Genomic DNA, 14,938 nt, shown 5'->3' on the forward strand with positions numbered 1-14,938 from the left:
TTGATCATTGACGCTAGCGGCTAGGGCTCGCGGTTGATGCCGGTGGTTGATGCTGACGGCTGGTGTTGGTGGTTTACACTTTTGTGATAGAGCCTACTTTAGGCTCTTGTCATTAAAATAGACCTTTGTACTTTAAAACATTGCCATAAGGTTTTGCAGATATTCTTCTCATGGGGGACTCAATGGCTTTTTTTCCAATTGCTGATTATCGGCCTGATGTTGCTGACATTAATGGATTGTTTACAGATGAACTCGTTAATGTGTTGCCGGCCGATGGTTCCTATATTCCTATGCCGAGCTTTCAACCATTATCAGAGCCTTTTCTGGATCCAATTTTAGGCGCTTTGGCGGTGAGAACAAAAAATGGTGTGTCTATTGTTGTGGGGACAGAACAAAAAATCTACCTTCTCGACAATACCACAAAGTGCTGGAAAGATATTAGCCAAAATGGAAAATCTTATCTTGCCAATGTTGATGCTCCATGGTCGTTTGCTTTGTTTGGCGATTATGTGATCGCTGTTAATGCTAATGATAAACCTCAAGTCATCGACATTAATCATGATAAAAGATTTAGAGATTTAGGCGGAAATCCACCACAAGCGGGAATTGTGCGGGTGTGGGGAGATTTCGTCTGTCTGATGAAATTAACCGAGCATCCAAGACGTGTTCATTGGTCTGGATTGAACGATGCCGAATTTTGGACTGTGGGGAAAAAAAGCTGCGATTATCAGGATTTCCCCGATGGGGAGTTTGTGCAAGGGGCAACCGAAACAACAAATCCAATTATCTTTATGCGGTCTGCTATCTATGCCGGTTCTTTTATCCCTGGCTCTAAAATTATTTTTAGTTTTCAAAAAATTCACGATAAACGTGGGGCAAAAAACGCTGAATCTATCGTTTGTCGAGGCGATCTTGCCTTCTTTGCTGATGAGGGTGGATTTTATCAGATCACCAATGAGGGGCAAATTATACCCATTGGCTTTGAAAAAGTCGACCGAACTATGATGGCAAAATCGAGGCAGAATAATCTGTATACTCTGTCTGCTGCTATTGATGGGGTGTATAATCGCGTTTATTGGATGGTGGATAGCGATGAAAGCATACACAAACGCATTTTGCTCATTTATGATTGGGGATTGCAAAAATGGACAAAAGCAGTCGTGGATATCAAAATGATTTTGCCCATTTTTTTGGCCGGAACCACTTTAGAAGGTCTCGATCAAGTAACGAAGAGCATTGATGATTTGTCTTTTTCGCTTGATAGTAAAGCTTGGAAAAATGAATCTCCTATTCTTGGTGCATTTGATCGAGAAGGGAGACTTGGCTCGTTTTCTGGCCACCCTATGGCTTGTATGGTGATATCACAAGAAATGGGACAGACAAATGGCGTGATAACACGCGTGAAGAATATTATGCCTCAAGTGAATAGTGGAGAGTTCTATCTGTCTGTGGGAATGCGTTTTCGCCAATCTCTTGAGGAGAAGATAGTGTGGTTGCCAGAAAGACAACCTTCTTATCATACGGGGCAAATTCATGCCCGCGCAAGGGCACGATTTTATCGCTTTAAATTGCGCATCCCTGAGGGCGTGAATTGGTCTCATGTGACGGGGTTTGATGTGGAATTGAAGGCTGCCGGTACGCGATAAGTGTGCCTCTTCATAAAAGAGTTATGCGATAAGCGTGACTATCATTAAAAAAGTATTTGGTGAGTGTTTTCTCTATAAGAGAGTTACGGGGTGAATGTGTCTTCCCCATAGCTGCCAATAAAGAGTTATGCGGCCTTTCTATAAAAGTTATAGGGGAAGCTCCATATAGAGGAATGATGCGGTGAGCATGTCTCCTGTCATAAAGGAATAATGTGAAAAGCTATGTTGTGCGGAAAGCTTAAAGCTTGTTGGAGTGCTGTGAAAGAGCTGAGAATTGCGAGAGCAGAAAATGCTAACCTCATGATAGAGCAGTATGATAAGAAAAATTCTTATACCGCCCATCTCACAGCGCAATGGTCATGGGAAAAAATAGCACCTTATCAAGAGGCTCTTAATGCTGCACTGAAAAAATATGCTGAACGTTTTCCGGATGATGTTTGTCTGCAAACAATTGCCAAAGAACTCATCAGTGGGCAAGCACAATTGTGGCTGGTCTTGAAAGATAACAAAAAATTTAGCGCCTTTGCCATTACCAAAGTGGAAAGTACCCATACAGGGAAAAAACGCGTTGTCCTCTCAGATATGGCTGGAGAGGGAGGGCTGGAATTGGTCAATTTGATCAATAAGGTCGAAAAATGGGCGCGAACAATTCATGCTGAGGAAGTGCAAATGTTTGGAAGAGCGGGATGGGCTAAAATGCTTAGCCATCACGGATATTCTCGTAATCTTATTCATTATAGAAAGGTTTTAGCCTCATGAGTAGAAAAACAACACCTCAAGTACAAACGACAACACAAACAAATGCACCACCCGCCTGGGCTGCTGATATCTTTAAAAAAGCAAGCGGCCAAGCACTTGACCTTTATAATAAGGGAATTGGCGGAAATGTTTATCAAGGAGAGCGTGTTGCGGGTCTTGGTTCTATAACACAAAATGCTCTCACCGGTCTACAACAGGCCGCTTCTCAGTATAATAATCCAGCATTGACACAGTGGTTTAATACACCAACCCAAAGCGCTTATAACTTGCTTGGTATGGCTAAGGGGGACTGGATTGGCGGAAATAGTAAATTTAATGCTGCTTTGCAAAATGCCTTAAGTCAAACGTCTGATGCTATTAATCAATCGATGTCGGGAGCGGGGCGCTATGGTTCTGGTGCCCATACCGGAGTGCTCGCCGATGAGCTTGGGGCATTGGCAACAAAGGCGAGTGCAGAGCAATATAATCAAGATGTGCGTAATATGATGAATGCTAATCAGATGATTGATCGCTCTCTATATGATCAGGTGAATGCGGCAAATAATTATTATCAGGGGCAAAGTAATGCGCAAAGCAATGCTCTAAAGGGCGGTCTTATCCAAGATATGAACCGTCAGAATATGTTAGATGCACAGCGGCAAAAGTGGGAAGAGCAAGATAATCAGGAGTGGAACCGGTTAGAACAATTGTTGCGCGTGGGAACACAGGCGGCTGGAAATTACGGAACAACATCAGGAAAATCAACAACAATGCCTTCTGTGATAAAAGATCCATTGCGCGATGCACAACAAGTGCTTGGACTTGTGGGAGGAATTTTAGGACTGTCTGATGTGAGAGCAAAAGAAAATATGCTCCTAGAGGGCAAAAAAAAGGGCTATTCCCTCTATAGTTTTAATTATAAGGGCAATCCACAACGCTACCGTGGTGTTTTGGCTCAAGAGGTGTTGCGCTTGAAACCGGAGGCTGTGTTTATAAACGCAAAAACAAAATTGTTGCATGTCGATTATGACAAAATCGGCCTAAAAATGGAAAAAGTGCAAATGAAAAAAATCACAACGCTTAAAAAGAGAATTGCTCACTTTTTCTCCTCTCTCTTTGTGCGTTTGTTTTTCTGGCAAAAAGGATATCTACTATGAGTTCGATTTATGATTGGTCCCTTATTGCATCAAAGAATGCCTATGCCGATGAGAACATCAATTGGGCAGAGGGACAACCGCCAAGTTCAGTCAATGACAGTGCGCGCGTTATGATGCAACGTATCAAAGAATATTTATTGGATCATGGCGGGGTGATTAACACACAGTTTAGCCTTGATAAGGACAATGACAAAACAGCTATTCGTTTGATGACAAAATCTTCTTTTGAAGCTTATGAAGGCGGGATTGTGGTGCGATTTAGGGCACAGGAGAAAAATAGCGGTATCACAAATGTTGCCTTAAATCAATTGCTCCCACGTCCTGTTTATATGGTAACTTCCGATGGTCTTGCGCTTCTCAAGGGGGGCGAAATGCAAAAGGGGGGACTTTATGAACTCGTCTATGTTTGTGATATTGCCGGAAAAAATGCTGATGGTTGGTTTTTAACCAATCCAACACAAAGTTTTTCCCCTCCTGGCTTTATTGGTACTTTTGCCACAGAAAAAATACCATATGGTTGGTTGCTTTGTGATGGTAAGGCTTATTCTCGCAAGGCCTATGCAAGTCTTTTTGCTGTTCTCGGTGAAACATGGGGACGCGGTGATGGGCTAACAACTTTTAATGTGCCCGATTTGCGTGCAATGTTTTTGCGTGGGCTCGATAGTGGAAGAAATATCGATAAAGGACGCCGCTTGGGAAGCATACAAGAAGAGTCTTTTAAAGCCCATAGCCACCAAGGGAAAACAGATTTAACAGGGGCTCATACACATAGAATTTTTAATCTTAAGCCCTTTGGTATAGAGGTTTACAAAGGGAATTATAGTTATTACTTTAACGGTCCAGGAACGGTGGATACGACTTTTGCAGGGGCGCATGAACATAAAGTCATTTTGGAAAAAACAGGCGGTGATGAAACACGTCCCGTCAATGTGGCGGTTGTTTATGCTATCAAAGCGTGAGAATGAAAATTCTTACAGTGATCAAAATGATTGCACAATGCTTGTTATGAAAAAAGCGCTTATAACAGATGCATTATGGAATTTACGGTGATGATATTCTCATTTCCTCTGTTCTCTTTTTATTGTTCTCTGTACTTTATCAAGAAGCTTTACTGTATCCTTGTCGGAAAAGAGGTGGTTCTGCTGCGTTCTCTCTTGATATGTGGCTTTTCTTACTAGGAGAGTTAAGAGACATGAGATTTTTAAACAATGGAATTGGGTTTGGCTCTTATGAAATTTGGCGCTTGCCTTTCTGGAAAGAAGCTATCCTTGCTGTGTTTATGCTTCTCTTGGCTTTGTTCAAGGTTTTGTGACAAAAAGTGAAAGATATAATGTAATTTTTCCATCGTGGAGCTGTGCTGCTTAGTCTGTTGATTCCTTTTTACTTTGGATATGGAGAAGGCAACGGTATTGTTGGTTTTGCTAAGCGTTTTTCTCCCCGTGTTTTGCAGCAAGAATTTGTTGTATCTAGTAAATTGGCTCAGGAGTGTGTGATGAGAGGGGCATTTTTAGGCATCTTTGCTCCTGTTGGTGCGTGATGTTCCATGTAAAGATTATCTGTGTTTCTTTTATCTTTGCTATGGCTTGTGTGAGTGGAGAATAATGTAGTGGCTCTTTTGGCAAGAAGTAAAATTTCTACAGCTTTCTCTATCTGACAGATTGATGATGATGTGGGGAGGGGCGTGTGTATTTTAGATGAGCTGGTATGGTGGTCTTAAAATTAGCTTGAAGAACAAGAAGAGGATTGGCAAAGCTGTAAGAGAATGGTGATGGACTGATGCTAGTCAGTCCTTGGAGCATTTGGAATTTTTGTAGACTGCTTTTCCATTGCTTCGTTCCATTTTGCTTATAGTTGCAGGGATGTTGAGCACTGTAAGGTAGAAATGCCATAAAGAAAAATATTGAAGAGAGCGTTATGGAAGTATTCGTGGAGAGTTGGCTGTTTGAGCTGGCTTTTTAGCACTCTTCGTTTTGTCCGTTAGGCTTACAAGGTGTGGGGCTGAATTTTAGCGATTCAGTTTAAAAAGGTTGGTTTTGCAGAAAAGCATCTTTATGTCGTGCTGGGGGTAGAAGAGCAGCTTTGCAGGGAAAATGTTCTTTATTTCAATGGATTGTGAAAAAATGAGGTGTCAGATTGGCGGACCATCATTTTTGTTGAGAGCATTTTAAGACGATTTTTGCTCAAGCGTCCTCAATTTTTTCAAGAGTTTCGCAATGGCTCTCCTTTGGGGGGCTGCATAGTATAAAAGTTTGTTGGTAACAATGCTCTGGAAGCTCCCAATATCGGGGAGAGTTCGGAAGAAGGAGAGAACGCAATGGCACTTTTTCCATTTTCTATTGCTGATATTGATGATCCTGAACATATCCGCGTGGTGCTTTACGTAAGCGGAAGAATGGTACATGCCCCTTTGAATGCACTGTTAAAGCAAATGCATGAAGATATGGCACAAATCTCGCAGCGCTTGAATGTTTTAGAAAAACAATGGCAAAAAACAGATCTTACGCCTATCAAGTAACAACGGGATATGACAGAAAATGATCAAAGCAGTAAAGGGAGCGGTGGAGGAATTAAAGTGAGTCTGAGTATAGCAAAACCGGTGGTGAAATAAGAATCATGGCTAGTAAACCTCATGAAGAGGATAGAAAAATTCATTTACAGCCTTCTGGAAGTCTTATAATGGAGGAGGCGCCTCTTCATGTTGGGAGCAACATGAATCTTAATCTATCCAGTTCTGTAAGTGCTCCAATTCGTGGTATAGAGCTTAATTCTGGTAATGATATTAAGCTCTATGTTAAAGGTGAGAATGTGAGCAATGCTCTTCATGAGATCAGTGAGATGGATAAGCCATCTAGCTTCTTAACTACACCAATTTATAGTGTACAGATTGATACTGGCAGTAATATTAAGTTATATAGTGAAGGTCAGAATGTGGGCAGTGTAAGCTGTGCTACCAGTGAAATAGGCGAGTTATCTAGTTCTTTAACTAGTCCAATAAACGATGTAAAGTTTCATGCTGATAGCGATTTTAAGCTCAATAATATAAGTAAAAATATGAGCGGTATCAGTCCTGATATGAGTGAGATACTCTCATTCCTCTGGAAATCTCACCAGAAATACAAGCCTTAAAGTTGGTGGAGGAATGAATGTCTTTAGTTCCTTCAGTGATATAACGGCTGGCATAGATTTTAATTCTTCTTGCAACGCCGTTATAGATAATATGAAGAGTTTTAAAGTCGAGAGTGCAAAGCATGGCTTTGATGGTATCAGGAAAAAAGTTGGTAAGAATATATTGGGCTTAAGGTAGAAAACCAAAGTCTCCCTTGCTAAGGATGCGGAAAAGAGACAAACTGTATTGTCTAGGTATGTTTCCAGTTCGTTTTTCAATGGGATCTTTCAATATCGTCATACATTTTTGATATGAAATATTTCAACAGAGAATTCGGCATGCGTAGAACAATAGAAAATTTCTGCTACTCAACATCTCAAAGTCCTGTTGCTATCCAAGCAATGGGGCATCGTATCAATAGTGGCGCGTTTTCTTTGCTATAATGTCTTGTTTGCAATAAGATAACTCGTTACGTTTTTTTTAAGCTAAGCCTTTGTGGTCAAAAAATCCTCATACGCTTTGTGTAAAGTTTCAAGAAGAGGAGAGGCGGTTTTTCACCGATGCATCATTTACTGTTCTTGTCCCTTTTTCCCTAAATGAAGGACAGAAGCTTTTGGCATTCTTCATTTCTTTTAAAAGCGCTTGCTACTAAATTGAATTGCCAAAATAGACCAGATTTAAAAATATTTATAAAGCATTTTCATGATTACGAAGAATGTATGGTGCGGTCTTGTAGCAGGTTTGAGAGCTCAAAGCAGCTTTCGTTCTTTTCTCTCTCAAGAAAGTTAATTAGCATGCGTGAGCGTTTCTTGCAAATAAGACTATTTTCCATCAATTTTTATTGGTCATATGTTGCTTCTTGTCTTTCTTTTTAATGTTGCCATCATTGCTCTTTCTAATATTGTTAAAGCCCCGTTTTTGAAGCGGGGCTTTTTATTTTCTGCATTCTTAAGAAACAGTCAAGCAGAATGATGTTTTATTGTGATTGTTCTTTTTCGCAAGAACACTTCAAAGAACAGGACTATAGAACTTTCGCAATTATCGAGATGGGTGAACAGCATGGGTTGGAATGACAAATGCGCCAAAGTCTTGCATCTCTTGAGAGTTATAAGGATTGGTGAAGCGCGTTTTTTTCATCCCAAGGATGGTTTCAAGAGCCATAGCGGATCGTTCTTTGTCATCCTTTATGGCATAATCTGTAAAGCTATAGTTTTTTCCAAAAGCCATGATGGCACTTCGCCGTCCCAGCAAAACAGCACGCCGCACATGGTCAAGAGCGGTGTTTTTTGCGGAGTGAATTCCTTGGGTTACATACGCAGAGTCTCGCAAAATAACATCATGATAGATATCAAGTGAATTTTGAAAAAGAGGGTGATTTTTGTCAAGATGCATCCATTCCTTTGCAGTTTGAATACCTCTCCACATCTCAGCTCAAGTGCTGTTTCTTAATTGTGTCCCTTGGGTGGGATGGAGGTAGAGAACGTAGAATTCTCTGTTGTTGATAGATATTGGGCGGATTTTGCGGTCTGTACATTTTGCCCGTATGACAGCTTGGTCTATCAGATCAAGGGTGAGACCGTGTTGTTTTGGATCTGTTAAGTCTTCATCCTTTGGCACTCCATGAAGGCGTATGATGCGTTTATTGGTGGGAACGGTTGGTTCATTAAAGCCGTAATGGATGGAACTGAGAGTCAAGTCTAGTCCATTAACATCTATGTCTTTTGCGGTATAACCACAGACGTGAATGAAAAATATGAGGCTTAACAATTCGTCACACGCTTCAACAAGGTGATCTTCAGCCTCTTGTTTATCACGACAATGTCTATCGGGCGAGTGGAGCAAATATCTAAGCTCTTCAATTTGCACCTTATCATAAAGAGGACGCGATTCAGTCTCAGAAATTGGAACACAGAAATCAAAAGAAACTGTAAACTTCTATTCTTTTCCCGTTTTCTCTTCTACTTGAATGATGTTGTTTTTATCTTTATCGCCTAAAAGAGGTGCAATGTCGCAAGAAGATTTTATGTTTTTTTCCATCGCAAAGCTTTCCTCGCAAAAAGGTAAAAGGACAAAAATCAGTTTCCATGCCCCTCTTGTATACTGATGGGGCGAGGAATAGAGAAACTCCTCTCCTCATTCCGTGTCATAATAATGTCTTAATTATGGTGTGCTGTTCCATAATAAACATTGAGATACACGCTTTTGTTTTCATGAGAGAATGCTTGGTGAGAAGAGGGGCATTTTGTACAAAATACTTGGTGAAGAGGTGGGCGTATTTTTCTTTGGGATTTCCCACAAATAGCAAAGCAGAGATGTGCGGTTGGTTTCTTTGCTGGAGGATTTGGGAAAGGGAGGGCAGGGTGCAAAATTTTCTAGTCTTATGAAGCCAGAAAAACGCTACACAGCACATGGAGTGGTTGTGCTATTCTGAAAAATGGGGATGGGATCACGGGAAATGAGGATGTTTATTTATCCTGATAGAAAAATCCGTTATACTGCTTGTATAGAATTTTACATCTATCAACTGTTATGATAATGCCTCTTTATAAAGCGGATGAAAAAGTTTCCAATGAGAGTTGAAAACGATAAAAATAAAATGTTGATGATACAGAAAAAAGGCGTGTTTAGAGATAAGAAGATTGAGCTTTTGCGGTTGTAACATGTATGTTGTGTCTTGTGCTGCTATCGTTGTTTGCTGTCAAAAAACAAGCTTCAGAGGCTAAAGGGTAGGAGCTTTATGGAAAAAAGAATCCGCGCAAGACGAAAAGCGTATTTCAAAAGATTATATCGCAAGATCGCTTTTGTTTTCATGCTGCTGTTTTGTGTAATAATACTTTGTTTTCTTTTTGTAAAAGCGATTCATTATTTTTCTGCCAATAAACAAATAACACAACAAGTACCTGTCGAATTGACTATTCCAGTGTTCGATCACCGTGTCTATTGCAAGGAAATTGCTGCTTCAGTTATGCCTGACATGAAGAGGGAAGTTTATCAGCATTGTCTTAACTTGGAAAGTGAAGCCTATTTTTCTATTCGTGAAATGTGGGATAGACTTTCTAATACAGAAAAGAAAAAATGTATGGCCATAGTGCGCCCTGGAGACGGTAATTATTTTCTCTTAAGAGATTGTTTGCTCAATGAAAAAGAAGACACAGAAGGTAAAGAAGGTAAACGCAATCACTTCTAAGTGTTATACAAAAATATATCTCTATATAACTCTTGAAGAAGAGGGGAAAGTGAGTGCAAAAATGGCAAAGTCTTTGTGCCTGTGGTCACACTATTTTATATCATGATCATCATTATGGACAGAAATCTTGTTATTATTTTATGCCCTTAAGCTGTTTTTAAAAAAATTGTTTTATTGCTTTAAAAAACATCACTTTTTATCATTACCCTCCTTTTGAAAAAGGATAACTTAAAACGATAATAGATATATGGTAAAATGGGGGATATACAATAAGATTTTTCTTCTTGAACTTATGCGTTAAAAAATATCTTTGAGCACCATAAGGATGAAAAGATAAGCAGCAAAATATTTTTAAATTTATCCTTCATGGGTATAGTTTTAAAGGAAAAGAAGAGATGCAGGAGCAAGTTCTTTTGGCTTTCATTTAGAGGGTGTGAGGATTATTCATTTTCTTAAGATGTAAGCCACTTCTACCCTTTTCTTGCTCTCCATATTGTTACAGAGTGTGGTGTCTGAGAGTGGTTATAAGAGGCATTTTTTTCGTTATTTATTAAGGGGTTTTCAGCCCATACCAATCCCGTTTGTGGGGTGCAAGCAAATAGTTTTGATTGATGAAATATAAATAAGTTTGAAATGAAAAAATTCCACTCATATGAAGGTGTTTCATTCAAGCTATAAAACAATGAATTATCTTTATAAGTTGATGTGATATTTACTTGTATAATATTAGCTTAAAAATTTTTAATTAAATCATAAAACTGCCGTATTATTATTGATAAAAAGAGATGTTTTTGCACATGTTGTAGTACGCGTTAGGTGATAAAAGATCTTCATATTTTTGTATTTCTCTGTAGTTAAGGTCCATGATTTTAGATCTCTTGTTACCGTTCCATGAGTTTCCAGCAGCTTTCCTTTGCAGCTGCTGGAAGTGGGGTTTTTTTAGGGCTTTTTTGGTAAGTTTTCTAGGGCAACAATTTAGTTTTGCTATGCTGCTAAAAAGGGATTAAAACTCTTATCCTTAAAAGGAAAAGAAGTTTTAAGCATAAAGTCAGCGATGGGGGTGCTTATGTCATCGGCAAAAACATCGTATGTGGAGTTTTTCTGCTGATTGATTTGTTTGCAATAAGAGCCACATGTCTGACAGGTTTCCAGTAAAATGCCGTCGGGCATATTTTTGCTGGTGTAGATGGAAGTGTTTTGCGTTTCTCCACAAAAGGTGCACTGGGCGTGTGGAATTTGCCAGAGGGTTCCGCAATAAAGGCAAGAACAAAGTTTGATGGTTTCTTGCGAGGTATCCTCAAGAACTAGGGTGGCGGTATGAGTTCCGCTGCAAGCAGGACAGAGGTTGTTTTGTTGTGGGGTTAACTGTTGCACATTCAGTTGTGAGGCGGCAAGAGAAGAGATGATTTGTAGTGCGCCGGTGATAAAAATATGTTCTGCTAATTGTTGTTGGGAAAGCTTGTGCTTGAACAGATTATCTCCCCAAAGGCGCCATTGATCTTTTTGTTGTCTTGTACGGTTTAAAGCTTCAGCCTTTGTTGCCAAAAAGGCTTGGTTGGGAAGTAGGAGCTGTGATAGACGTTTTAAAAAATCACCAACAATACTTTCATACAAGCCCAACATTAAGAATTTTGAGCGATCAAGAGGAGGGGTTGTGGGAGCCGCAAAACGACTAAGGGGAATAGCAAAATCTTTAAAATATTCGATTGATTGTTGTTGGGCACGACAAAAATGCGCAAAAAAAAGGGGGGCTTGTTTATTCTTAAAGTTATTGGTTAAATGCCCAAAACGCTGTGCTCGTTTGGCAAACAAACTCTCCTGATGAGGAAGGATAACAAAAACAGGAGAATTCGTGGTGCCCTTTTTATTCATGGATCGCATCGTATTTTCAGGAAATTCCAAATTTTTTGGAGAGTGTGGCATGTCGGCTGTTTCTTTCTCATAAGTCTCTATTTTGCTGTTTTACACTCTTTATGTATGGTGGATTGTATACTAAACTTAATTTAAATGAAAAATCCGGTTTCCTTATGAATTTTATGGCACTAAAGAGAGATTTGTAAAACAGTGAGCACGCTTTCGCAAGAAGATTGATTTGTTAATGTTTATAGGACTTGAATAATGCTTCTTGTTCATCTATTTATAAAAAGTAACAGTTTTTGTGAAGTGATGGTGGATGATTGCTTACAAAAGGGTTGCTTTTGCGCAAAAGAAAGGCTATGCTCACATAAATATAGTCGCGCAGTAACTTATGAAAATGTAAGTTCTTATGAGTTGGGTGCACGAGGGGGCAGGCAATTAGGCGTTTTTAGAATCGGTGGTTTTAAAGCAAAAGAGAGAGTTTTATTTGTTCTCTGGCAGAGGGTGTTTTTTTGCTAGAGGTGTGTATTCTTATATTTGTTCTTATTTTTGTTTTTCCACAAGATGGTTATTTTTTTAGTAAAATATGGTCTATTTAAAAAAAAACACTTGGCATTTTATGTGAACATCACTAGGTTTTTTCTGGTTAACAGAGGAAGAGGGAATTTTGAACTTATGGTTTCCCTGCTGTTTTTATGATTTTCAAGAAATATATGCTTTATCAAATATCAGTAGGTATGATTTGAGTGAAATAAAACGCGGATAGCCTGATAACCGTATTGTAAATATGATGAGCGTTATCGGAAAATAATGCAATGAAGAAGAGTCAATTAAGACACACACACTCCAAAAAGGGATCAAAATGAGGCCACAACAAAATAGACGGGTACGCGGTCGCAATAATAATAACAATAGTAACAACAATAATAATAATCGTCGCGGCCCAAACCCGTTGTCTCGCAATTATGAAAGTAGCGGTCCGGATGTAAAAATTCGCGGAAATGCTCAGCAAATTGCTGATAAATATATCAGTCTTGCGCGTGATGCACAGGGTGCTGGCGATCGTGTTATGTCGGAGAATTATCTACAACATGCTGAACATTATTTGCGTATTATTTTAGCAGCCGTTGGGCAAACACAATATGCCCGACGGGATGAGAGCAATGAGCAAGAAGGCAGTGAAATAAACGCTGAAGCTGAAAAAAAAGACACTGCTAGTTGTGATACAGATGTATTACAAACTGTCTCGAAAAATGCTCATGATCAACATACTAAGACGCAAAATGGGCATGCACGGGAAGAAACATTAGAAGCAAATACTTTGTTGGATGAAAAAAATCTCTCAGAGCAATGTTCCCATGAAGAGAATAATGTTGAGCCTGTCAAAAAAACGCGGCGTACTTCACGGCGGCGTACTGTGCGGACCCAAGAAGAACCATCCCTTGAACTTTCTCATTTTGAGCTGTCTCGGGAAACTTCAGAAGAAGCTTCTCAGAATGGAGAAATGTCAATGGAAAAGGTGGATTCTTTGCCTGTATTAGATAAGGGAATACAGAGAAAACCACGACGGCGGCGAGTGGTTACATCTTCGGCAGAAGAAAATGTTTAAATCAGTAAATTCTGTTTAAGTGTTTGTGAGAGATCTTGTTCTCTCACAAGTAGTGGTGTGCCTTTAAAAAGGCACGCTTCGAGTTTTTGTGTTTTGCATGCGTTTGGCATTTTAAAGAGCTGCCTTATAAACTTCTCAGAATGGAGAAATGTCAGTGGAAAAGGTGGATTCTTTGCCTGTATGAGATAAGGGAATACAGAGAAAACCACGACGGCGGCGAGTGGTTACATGCTTGTAGCAGAAGAAAATGTTTAAATCAGTAAATTCTGTTTAAGTGTTTGTGAGAGATCTTGTTCTCTCACAAGTAGTGGTGTGTTTTTAAAAAGGCACGCTTCGAGTTTTTGTGTTTTGCATGCGTTTGGCATTTTAAAGAGCTGCCTTATAAACTTCTCAGAATGGAGAAATATCAGTGGAAAAGGTGGATTCTTTGCCTGTATGAGATAAGGGAATACAGAGAAAACCACGACGGCGGCGAGTGGTTACATGCTTGTAGTAGAAGAAAATGTTTCAATCAAAGAGGATTGTATAAGTGCTTGTAAATATTTTCTTAGTGCGGCGGAGTGTTCAATGTTTCTTCTGCTGTATCAACAGAAAGAACAGCGATAAGGGCACCATTATGATAATTGTAAATCATAAATTTTGTCTGCCCATCTGGTGTTAAGATCTTCAAAGAAATATTGTGTTCTGAGAGGCTTTGCGAGAGAATCTGTGTGTTTTTGGGTAAAGAGAGGGTGTGGTGGAGTGTTTCTTTATTTTTGTGGTGAGAGGATAAGAGTGCTGTTTGTTTTGCAGATGATCCCGTTGCTATAATTTTATAGACAACGCCAAACAGCACAGCAAGCATAAGAATAAGCGTTATTGCAATGGAAACAATCATTAAACGCATGAGCTTTTTTCTCACCCGTTCTACAGCCGGATCTAAGGGGAGTTCTTGCGGCAATGTATATTGCTCTGCCTGTTTGTTTTGTGAAGGTTGAATTTGCTGATTGTCCATTATGCTGTACTTTTCCACAGATTGGGTTGTGAGAGCTTGATGGGTTTATGCTTTTACGATTTTTTATGCAAGAGGTCTATAGCGGAAAAGCTTAGAAATGGCGATAAGATGAGAAAATATCTGCTTTATAATTTTGGAAGACCTTATCATGCATCTTTTGGCTTGTAAGAAGAAAATTGCCTCGGTTTGTCACGTACCAGATGAGCTTTACTTGTTGCTGATGTAGATTGGCCTCTATGCTTGTGCATTGGGCAAAGATTTGTTGCCCATAAGAAGCAATTTTTTTTGTCGAAGGTATTAGGGCTTGTTCACATGCTTGTGCTGTGGGATAGATTTCGACCATGGTGTTATTAGAATAACAGCTGTTAAAATCATCTGTGCATGAAACCAATAAGAGGATAAAAACAAGGCTATTCATAAAATATTTTCCAGTAAAAGGTTGACAGCATAGAGCTTTATTTGTCAGCCTTGGGGCGTTATTCGATGAATAAACGTTTTTAGAAGTTATTTGTTCCGGTTATTTGTTCCGGTTATTTGTTCCGGTTATTTGTTCCGGTTATTTGTTCCGGTTATTTGTTCCGGTTATTTGTTCCGGTTATTTGTTCCGGTTATTTGTTCCGGTTATTTGTTCCGGTTATTTGTTC

At 39.4% G+C, this 14,938-nt stretch carries 15 protein-coding genes; 10 read left to right on the forward strand and 5 right to left on the reverse strand.

Translation table 11 applies throughout. The annotated features are described in order from the left end of the window. Window positions 1-182 precede the first annotated feature (182 nt). The 8 genes from ABD917_RS06870 (at window position 183) to ABD917_RS06905 (ending at window position 6,667) form a co-directional block, all read left to right on the forward strand. Window positions 183-1,646, forward strand: a complete 1,464-nt coding sequence (locus ABD917_RS06870) for a hypothetical protein (RefSeq protein ID WP_345119356.1) — start codon at window positions 183-185, stop codon at window positions 1,644-1,646. 300 nt (window positions 1,647-1,946) lie between these two features. Beyond that, complete coding sequence (locus ABD917_RS06875) at window positions 1,947-2,405, forward strand: hypothetical protein (protein ID WP_345119379.1); 459 nt, start codon at window positions 1,947-1,949, stop codon at window positions 2,403-2,405. Beyond that, complete coding sequence (locus ABD917_RS06880; protein ID WP_345119357.1) at window positions 2,402-3,541, forward strand: tail fiber domain-containing protein; 1,140 nt, start codon at window positions 2,402-2,404, stop codon at window positions 3,539-3,541. Before ABD917_RS06875 ends, ABD917_RS06880 begins: the two co-directional genes overlap by 4 nt. After that, window positions 3,538-4,500 (forward strand): phage tail protein, encoded by a 963-nt coding sequence (locus ABD917_RS06885; RefSeq protein WP_345119359.1) that lies wholly within the window; start codon window positions 3,538-3,540, stop codon window positions 4,498-4,500. Before ABD917_RS06880 ends, ABD917_RS06885 begins: the two co-directional genes overlap by 4 nt. Before the next feature lie 68 nt (window positions 4,501-4,568). Beyond that, window positions 4,569-4,853 (forward strand): hypothetical protein, encoded by a 285-nt coding sequence (locus tag ABD917_RS06890; RefSeq protein WP_345119360.1) that lies wholly within the window; start codon window positions 4,569-4,571, stop codon window positions 4,851-4,853. Window positions 4,854-4,895: 42 nt separating this feature from the next. Further along, entirely contained in the window at window positions 4,896-5,078 is a 183-nt protein-coding gene (locus tag ABD917_RS06895; RefSeq protein WP_345119361.1) for a hypothetical protein, read from the forward strand. Between the two features lie 777 nt (window positions 5,079-5,855). Further along, complete coding sequence (locus tag ABD917_RS06900; RefSeq protein ID WP_345119363.1) at window positions 5,856-6,056, forward strand: hypothetical protein; 201 nt, start codon at window positions 5,856-5,858, stop codon at window positions 6,054-6,056. Between the two features lie 98 nt (window positions 6,057-6,154). Then, window positions 6,155-6,667 (forward strand): hypothetical protein, encoded by a 513-nt coding sequence (locus ABD917_RS06905; RefSeq protein WP_345119364.1) that lies wholly within the window; start codon window positions 6,155-6,157, stop codon window positions 6,665-6,667. 1,018 nt (window positions 6,668-7,685) lie between these two features. On the opposite strand, the gene ABD917_RS08880 is transcribed toward ABD917_RS06905, so the two are convergent. Then, window positions 7,686-8,072 carry a phage capsid family protein gene (locus ABD917_RS08880; RefSeq protein WP_425548557.1) on the reverse strand — a complete coding sequence of 129 codons (387 nt, stop codon included), beginning with the start codon at window positions 8,070-8,072 and terminating at the stop codon, window positions 7,686-7,688. A 6-nt stretch (window positions 8,073-8,078) separates the two neighbouring features. Continuing rightward, window positions 8,079-8,489: a hypothetical protein gene (locus ABD917_RS08885; RefSeq protein WP_425548558.1), complete on the reverse strand. Its 411-nt coding sequence runs from the start codon at window positions 8,487-8,489 to the stop codon at window positions 8,079-8,081. A gap of 895 nt (window positions 8,490-9,384) precedes the next feature. On the opposite strand from ABD917_RS08885, the gene ABD917_RS06915 reads away from it, so the two are divergent. Further along, window positions 9,385-9,834, forward strand: coding sequence for a hypothetical protein (locus tag ABD917_RS06915; RefSeq protein ID WP_345119365.1), 450 nt, complete (start codon window positions 9,385-9,387; stop codon window positions 9,832-9,834). Between the two features lie 984 nt (window positions 9,835-10,818). Here ABD917_RS06915 and fdhE read toward each other — a convergent pair. Beyond that, window positions 10,819-11,757, reverse strand: a complete 939-nt coding sequence (fdhE, locus tag ABD917_RS06920) for a formate dehydrogenase accessory protein FdhE (protein WP_345119366.1) — start codon at window positions 11,755-11,757, stop codon at window positions 10,819-10,821. Window positions 11,758-12,553: 796 nt separating this feature from the next. On the opposite strand from fdhE, the gene ABD917_RS06925 reads away from it, so the two are divergent. After that, complete coding sequence (locus tag ABD917_RS06925) at window positions 12,554-13,300, forward strand: DUF4167 domain-containing protein (RefSeq protein WP_345119367.1); 747 nt, start codon at window positions 12,554-12,556, stop codon at window positions 13,298-13,300. A gap of 547 nt (window positions 13,301-13,847) precedes the next feature. On the opposite strand, the gene ABD917_RS06930 is transcribed toward ABD917_RS06925, so the two are convergent. Both ABD917_RS06930 and ABD917_RS06935 read right to left on the reverse strand, forming a co-directional pair. Beyond that, complete coding sequence (locus tag ABD917_RS06930) at window positions 13,848-14,294, reverse strand: hypothetical protein (protein WP_345119368.1); 447 nt, start codon at window positions 14,292-14,294, stop codon at window positions 13,848-13,850. Window positions 14,295-14,385: 91 nt separating this feature from the next. After that, window positions 14,386-14,712 carry a hypothetical protein gene (locus ABD917_RS06935; protein ID WP_345119369.1) on the reverse strand — a complete coding sequence of 109 codons (327 nt, stop codon included), beginning with the start codon at window positions 14,710-14,712 and terminating at the stop codon, window positions 14,386-14,388. Between the last annotated feature and the right edge of the window lie 226 nt (window positions 14,713-14,938).

It is taken from the genome of Bartonella pachyuromydis, from assembly GCF_039543065.1.
Lineage (GTDB): Bacteria > Pseudomonadota > Alphaproteobacteria > Rhizobiales > Rhizobiaceae > Bartonella > Bartonella pachyuromydis.

What these genes read in the sequence shown, in the direction of transcription:
- ABD917_RS06870 (WP_345119356.1), top strand. Translation starts at nt 183, where the DNA reads ATGGCTTTTTTTCCAATTGCTGATTATCGGCCTGATGTTGCTGACATT.
- ABD917_RS06875 (WP_345119379.1), top strand. Translation starts at nt 1,947, where the DNA reads ATGATAGAGCAGTATGATAAGAAAAATTCTTATACCGCCCATCTCACA.
- ABD917_RS06880 (WP_345119357.1), top strand. Translation starts at nt 2,402, where the DNA reads ATGAGTAGAAAAACAACACCTCAAGTACAAACGACAACACAAACAAAT.
- ABD917_RS06885 (WP_345119359.1), top strand. Translation starts at nt 3,538, where the DNA reads ATGAGTTCGATTTATGATTGGTCCCTTATTGCATCAAAGAATGCCTAT.
- ABD917_RS06890 (WP_345119360.1), top strand. Translation starts at nt 4,569, where the DNA reads ATGCATTATGGAATTTACGGTGATGATATTCTCATTTCCTCTGTTCTC.
- ABD917_RS06900 (WP_345119363.1), top strand. Translation starts at nt 5,856, where the DNA reads ATGGCACTTTTTCCATTTTCTATTGCTGATATTGATGATCCTGAACAT.
- ABD917_RS06905 (WP_345119364.1), top strand. Translation starts at nt 6,155, where the DNA reads ATGGCTAGTAAACCTCATGAAGAGGATAGAAAAATTCATTTACAGCCT.
- ABD917_RS08880 (WP_425548557.1), bottom strand. Translation starts at nt 8,072, where the DNA reads ATGTGGAGAGGTATTCAAACTGCAAAGGAATGGATGCATCTTGACAAA.
- ABD917_RS06915 (WP_345119365.1), top strand. Translation starts at nt 9,385, where the DNA reads ATGGAAAAAAGAATCCGCGCAAGACGAAAAGCGTATTTCAAAAGATTA.
- fdhE (WP_345119366.1), bottom strand. Translation starts at nt 11,757, where the DNA reads ATGCCACACTCTCCAAAAAATTTGGAATTTCCTGAAAATACGATGCGA.
- ABD917_RS06925 (WP_345119367.1), top strand. Translation starts at nt 12,554, where the DNA reads ATGAGGCCACAACAAAATAGACGGGTACGCGGTCGCAATAATAATAAC.
- ABD917_RS06930 (WP_345119368.1), bottom strand. Translation starts at nt 14,294, where the DNA reads ATGGACAATCAGCAAATTCAACCTTCACAAAACAAACAGGCAGAGCAA.
- ABD917_RS06935 (WP_345119369.1), bottom strand. Translation starts at nt 14,712, where the DNA reads ATGAATAGCCTTGTTTTTATCCTCTTATTGGTTTCATGCACAGATGAT.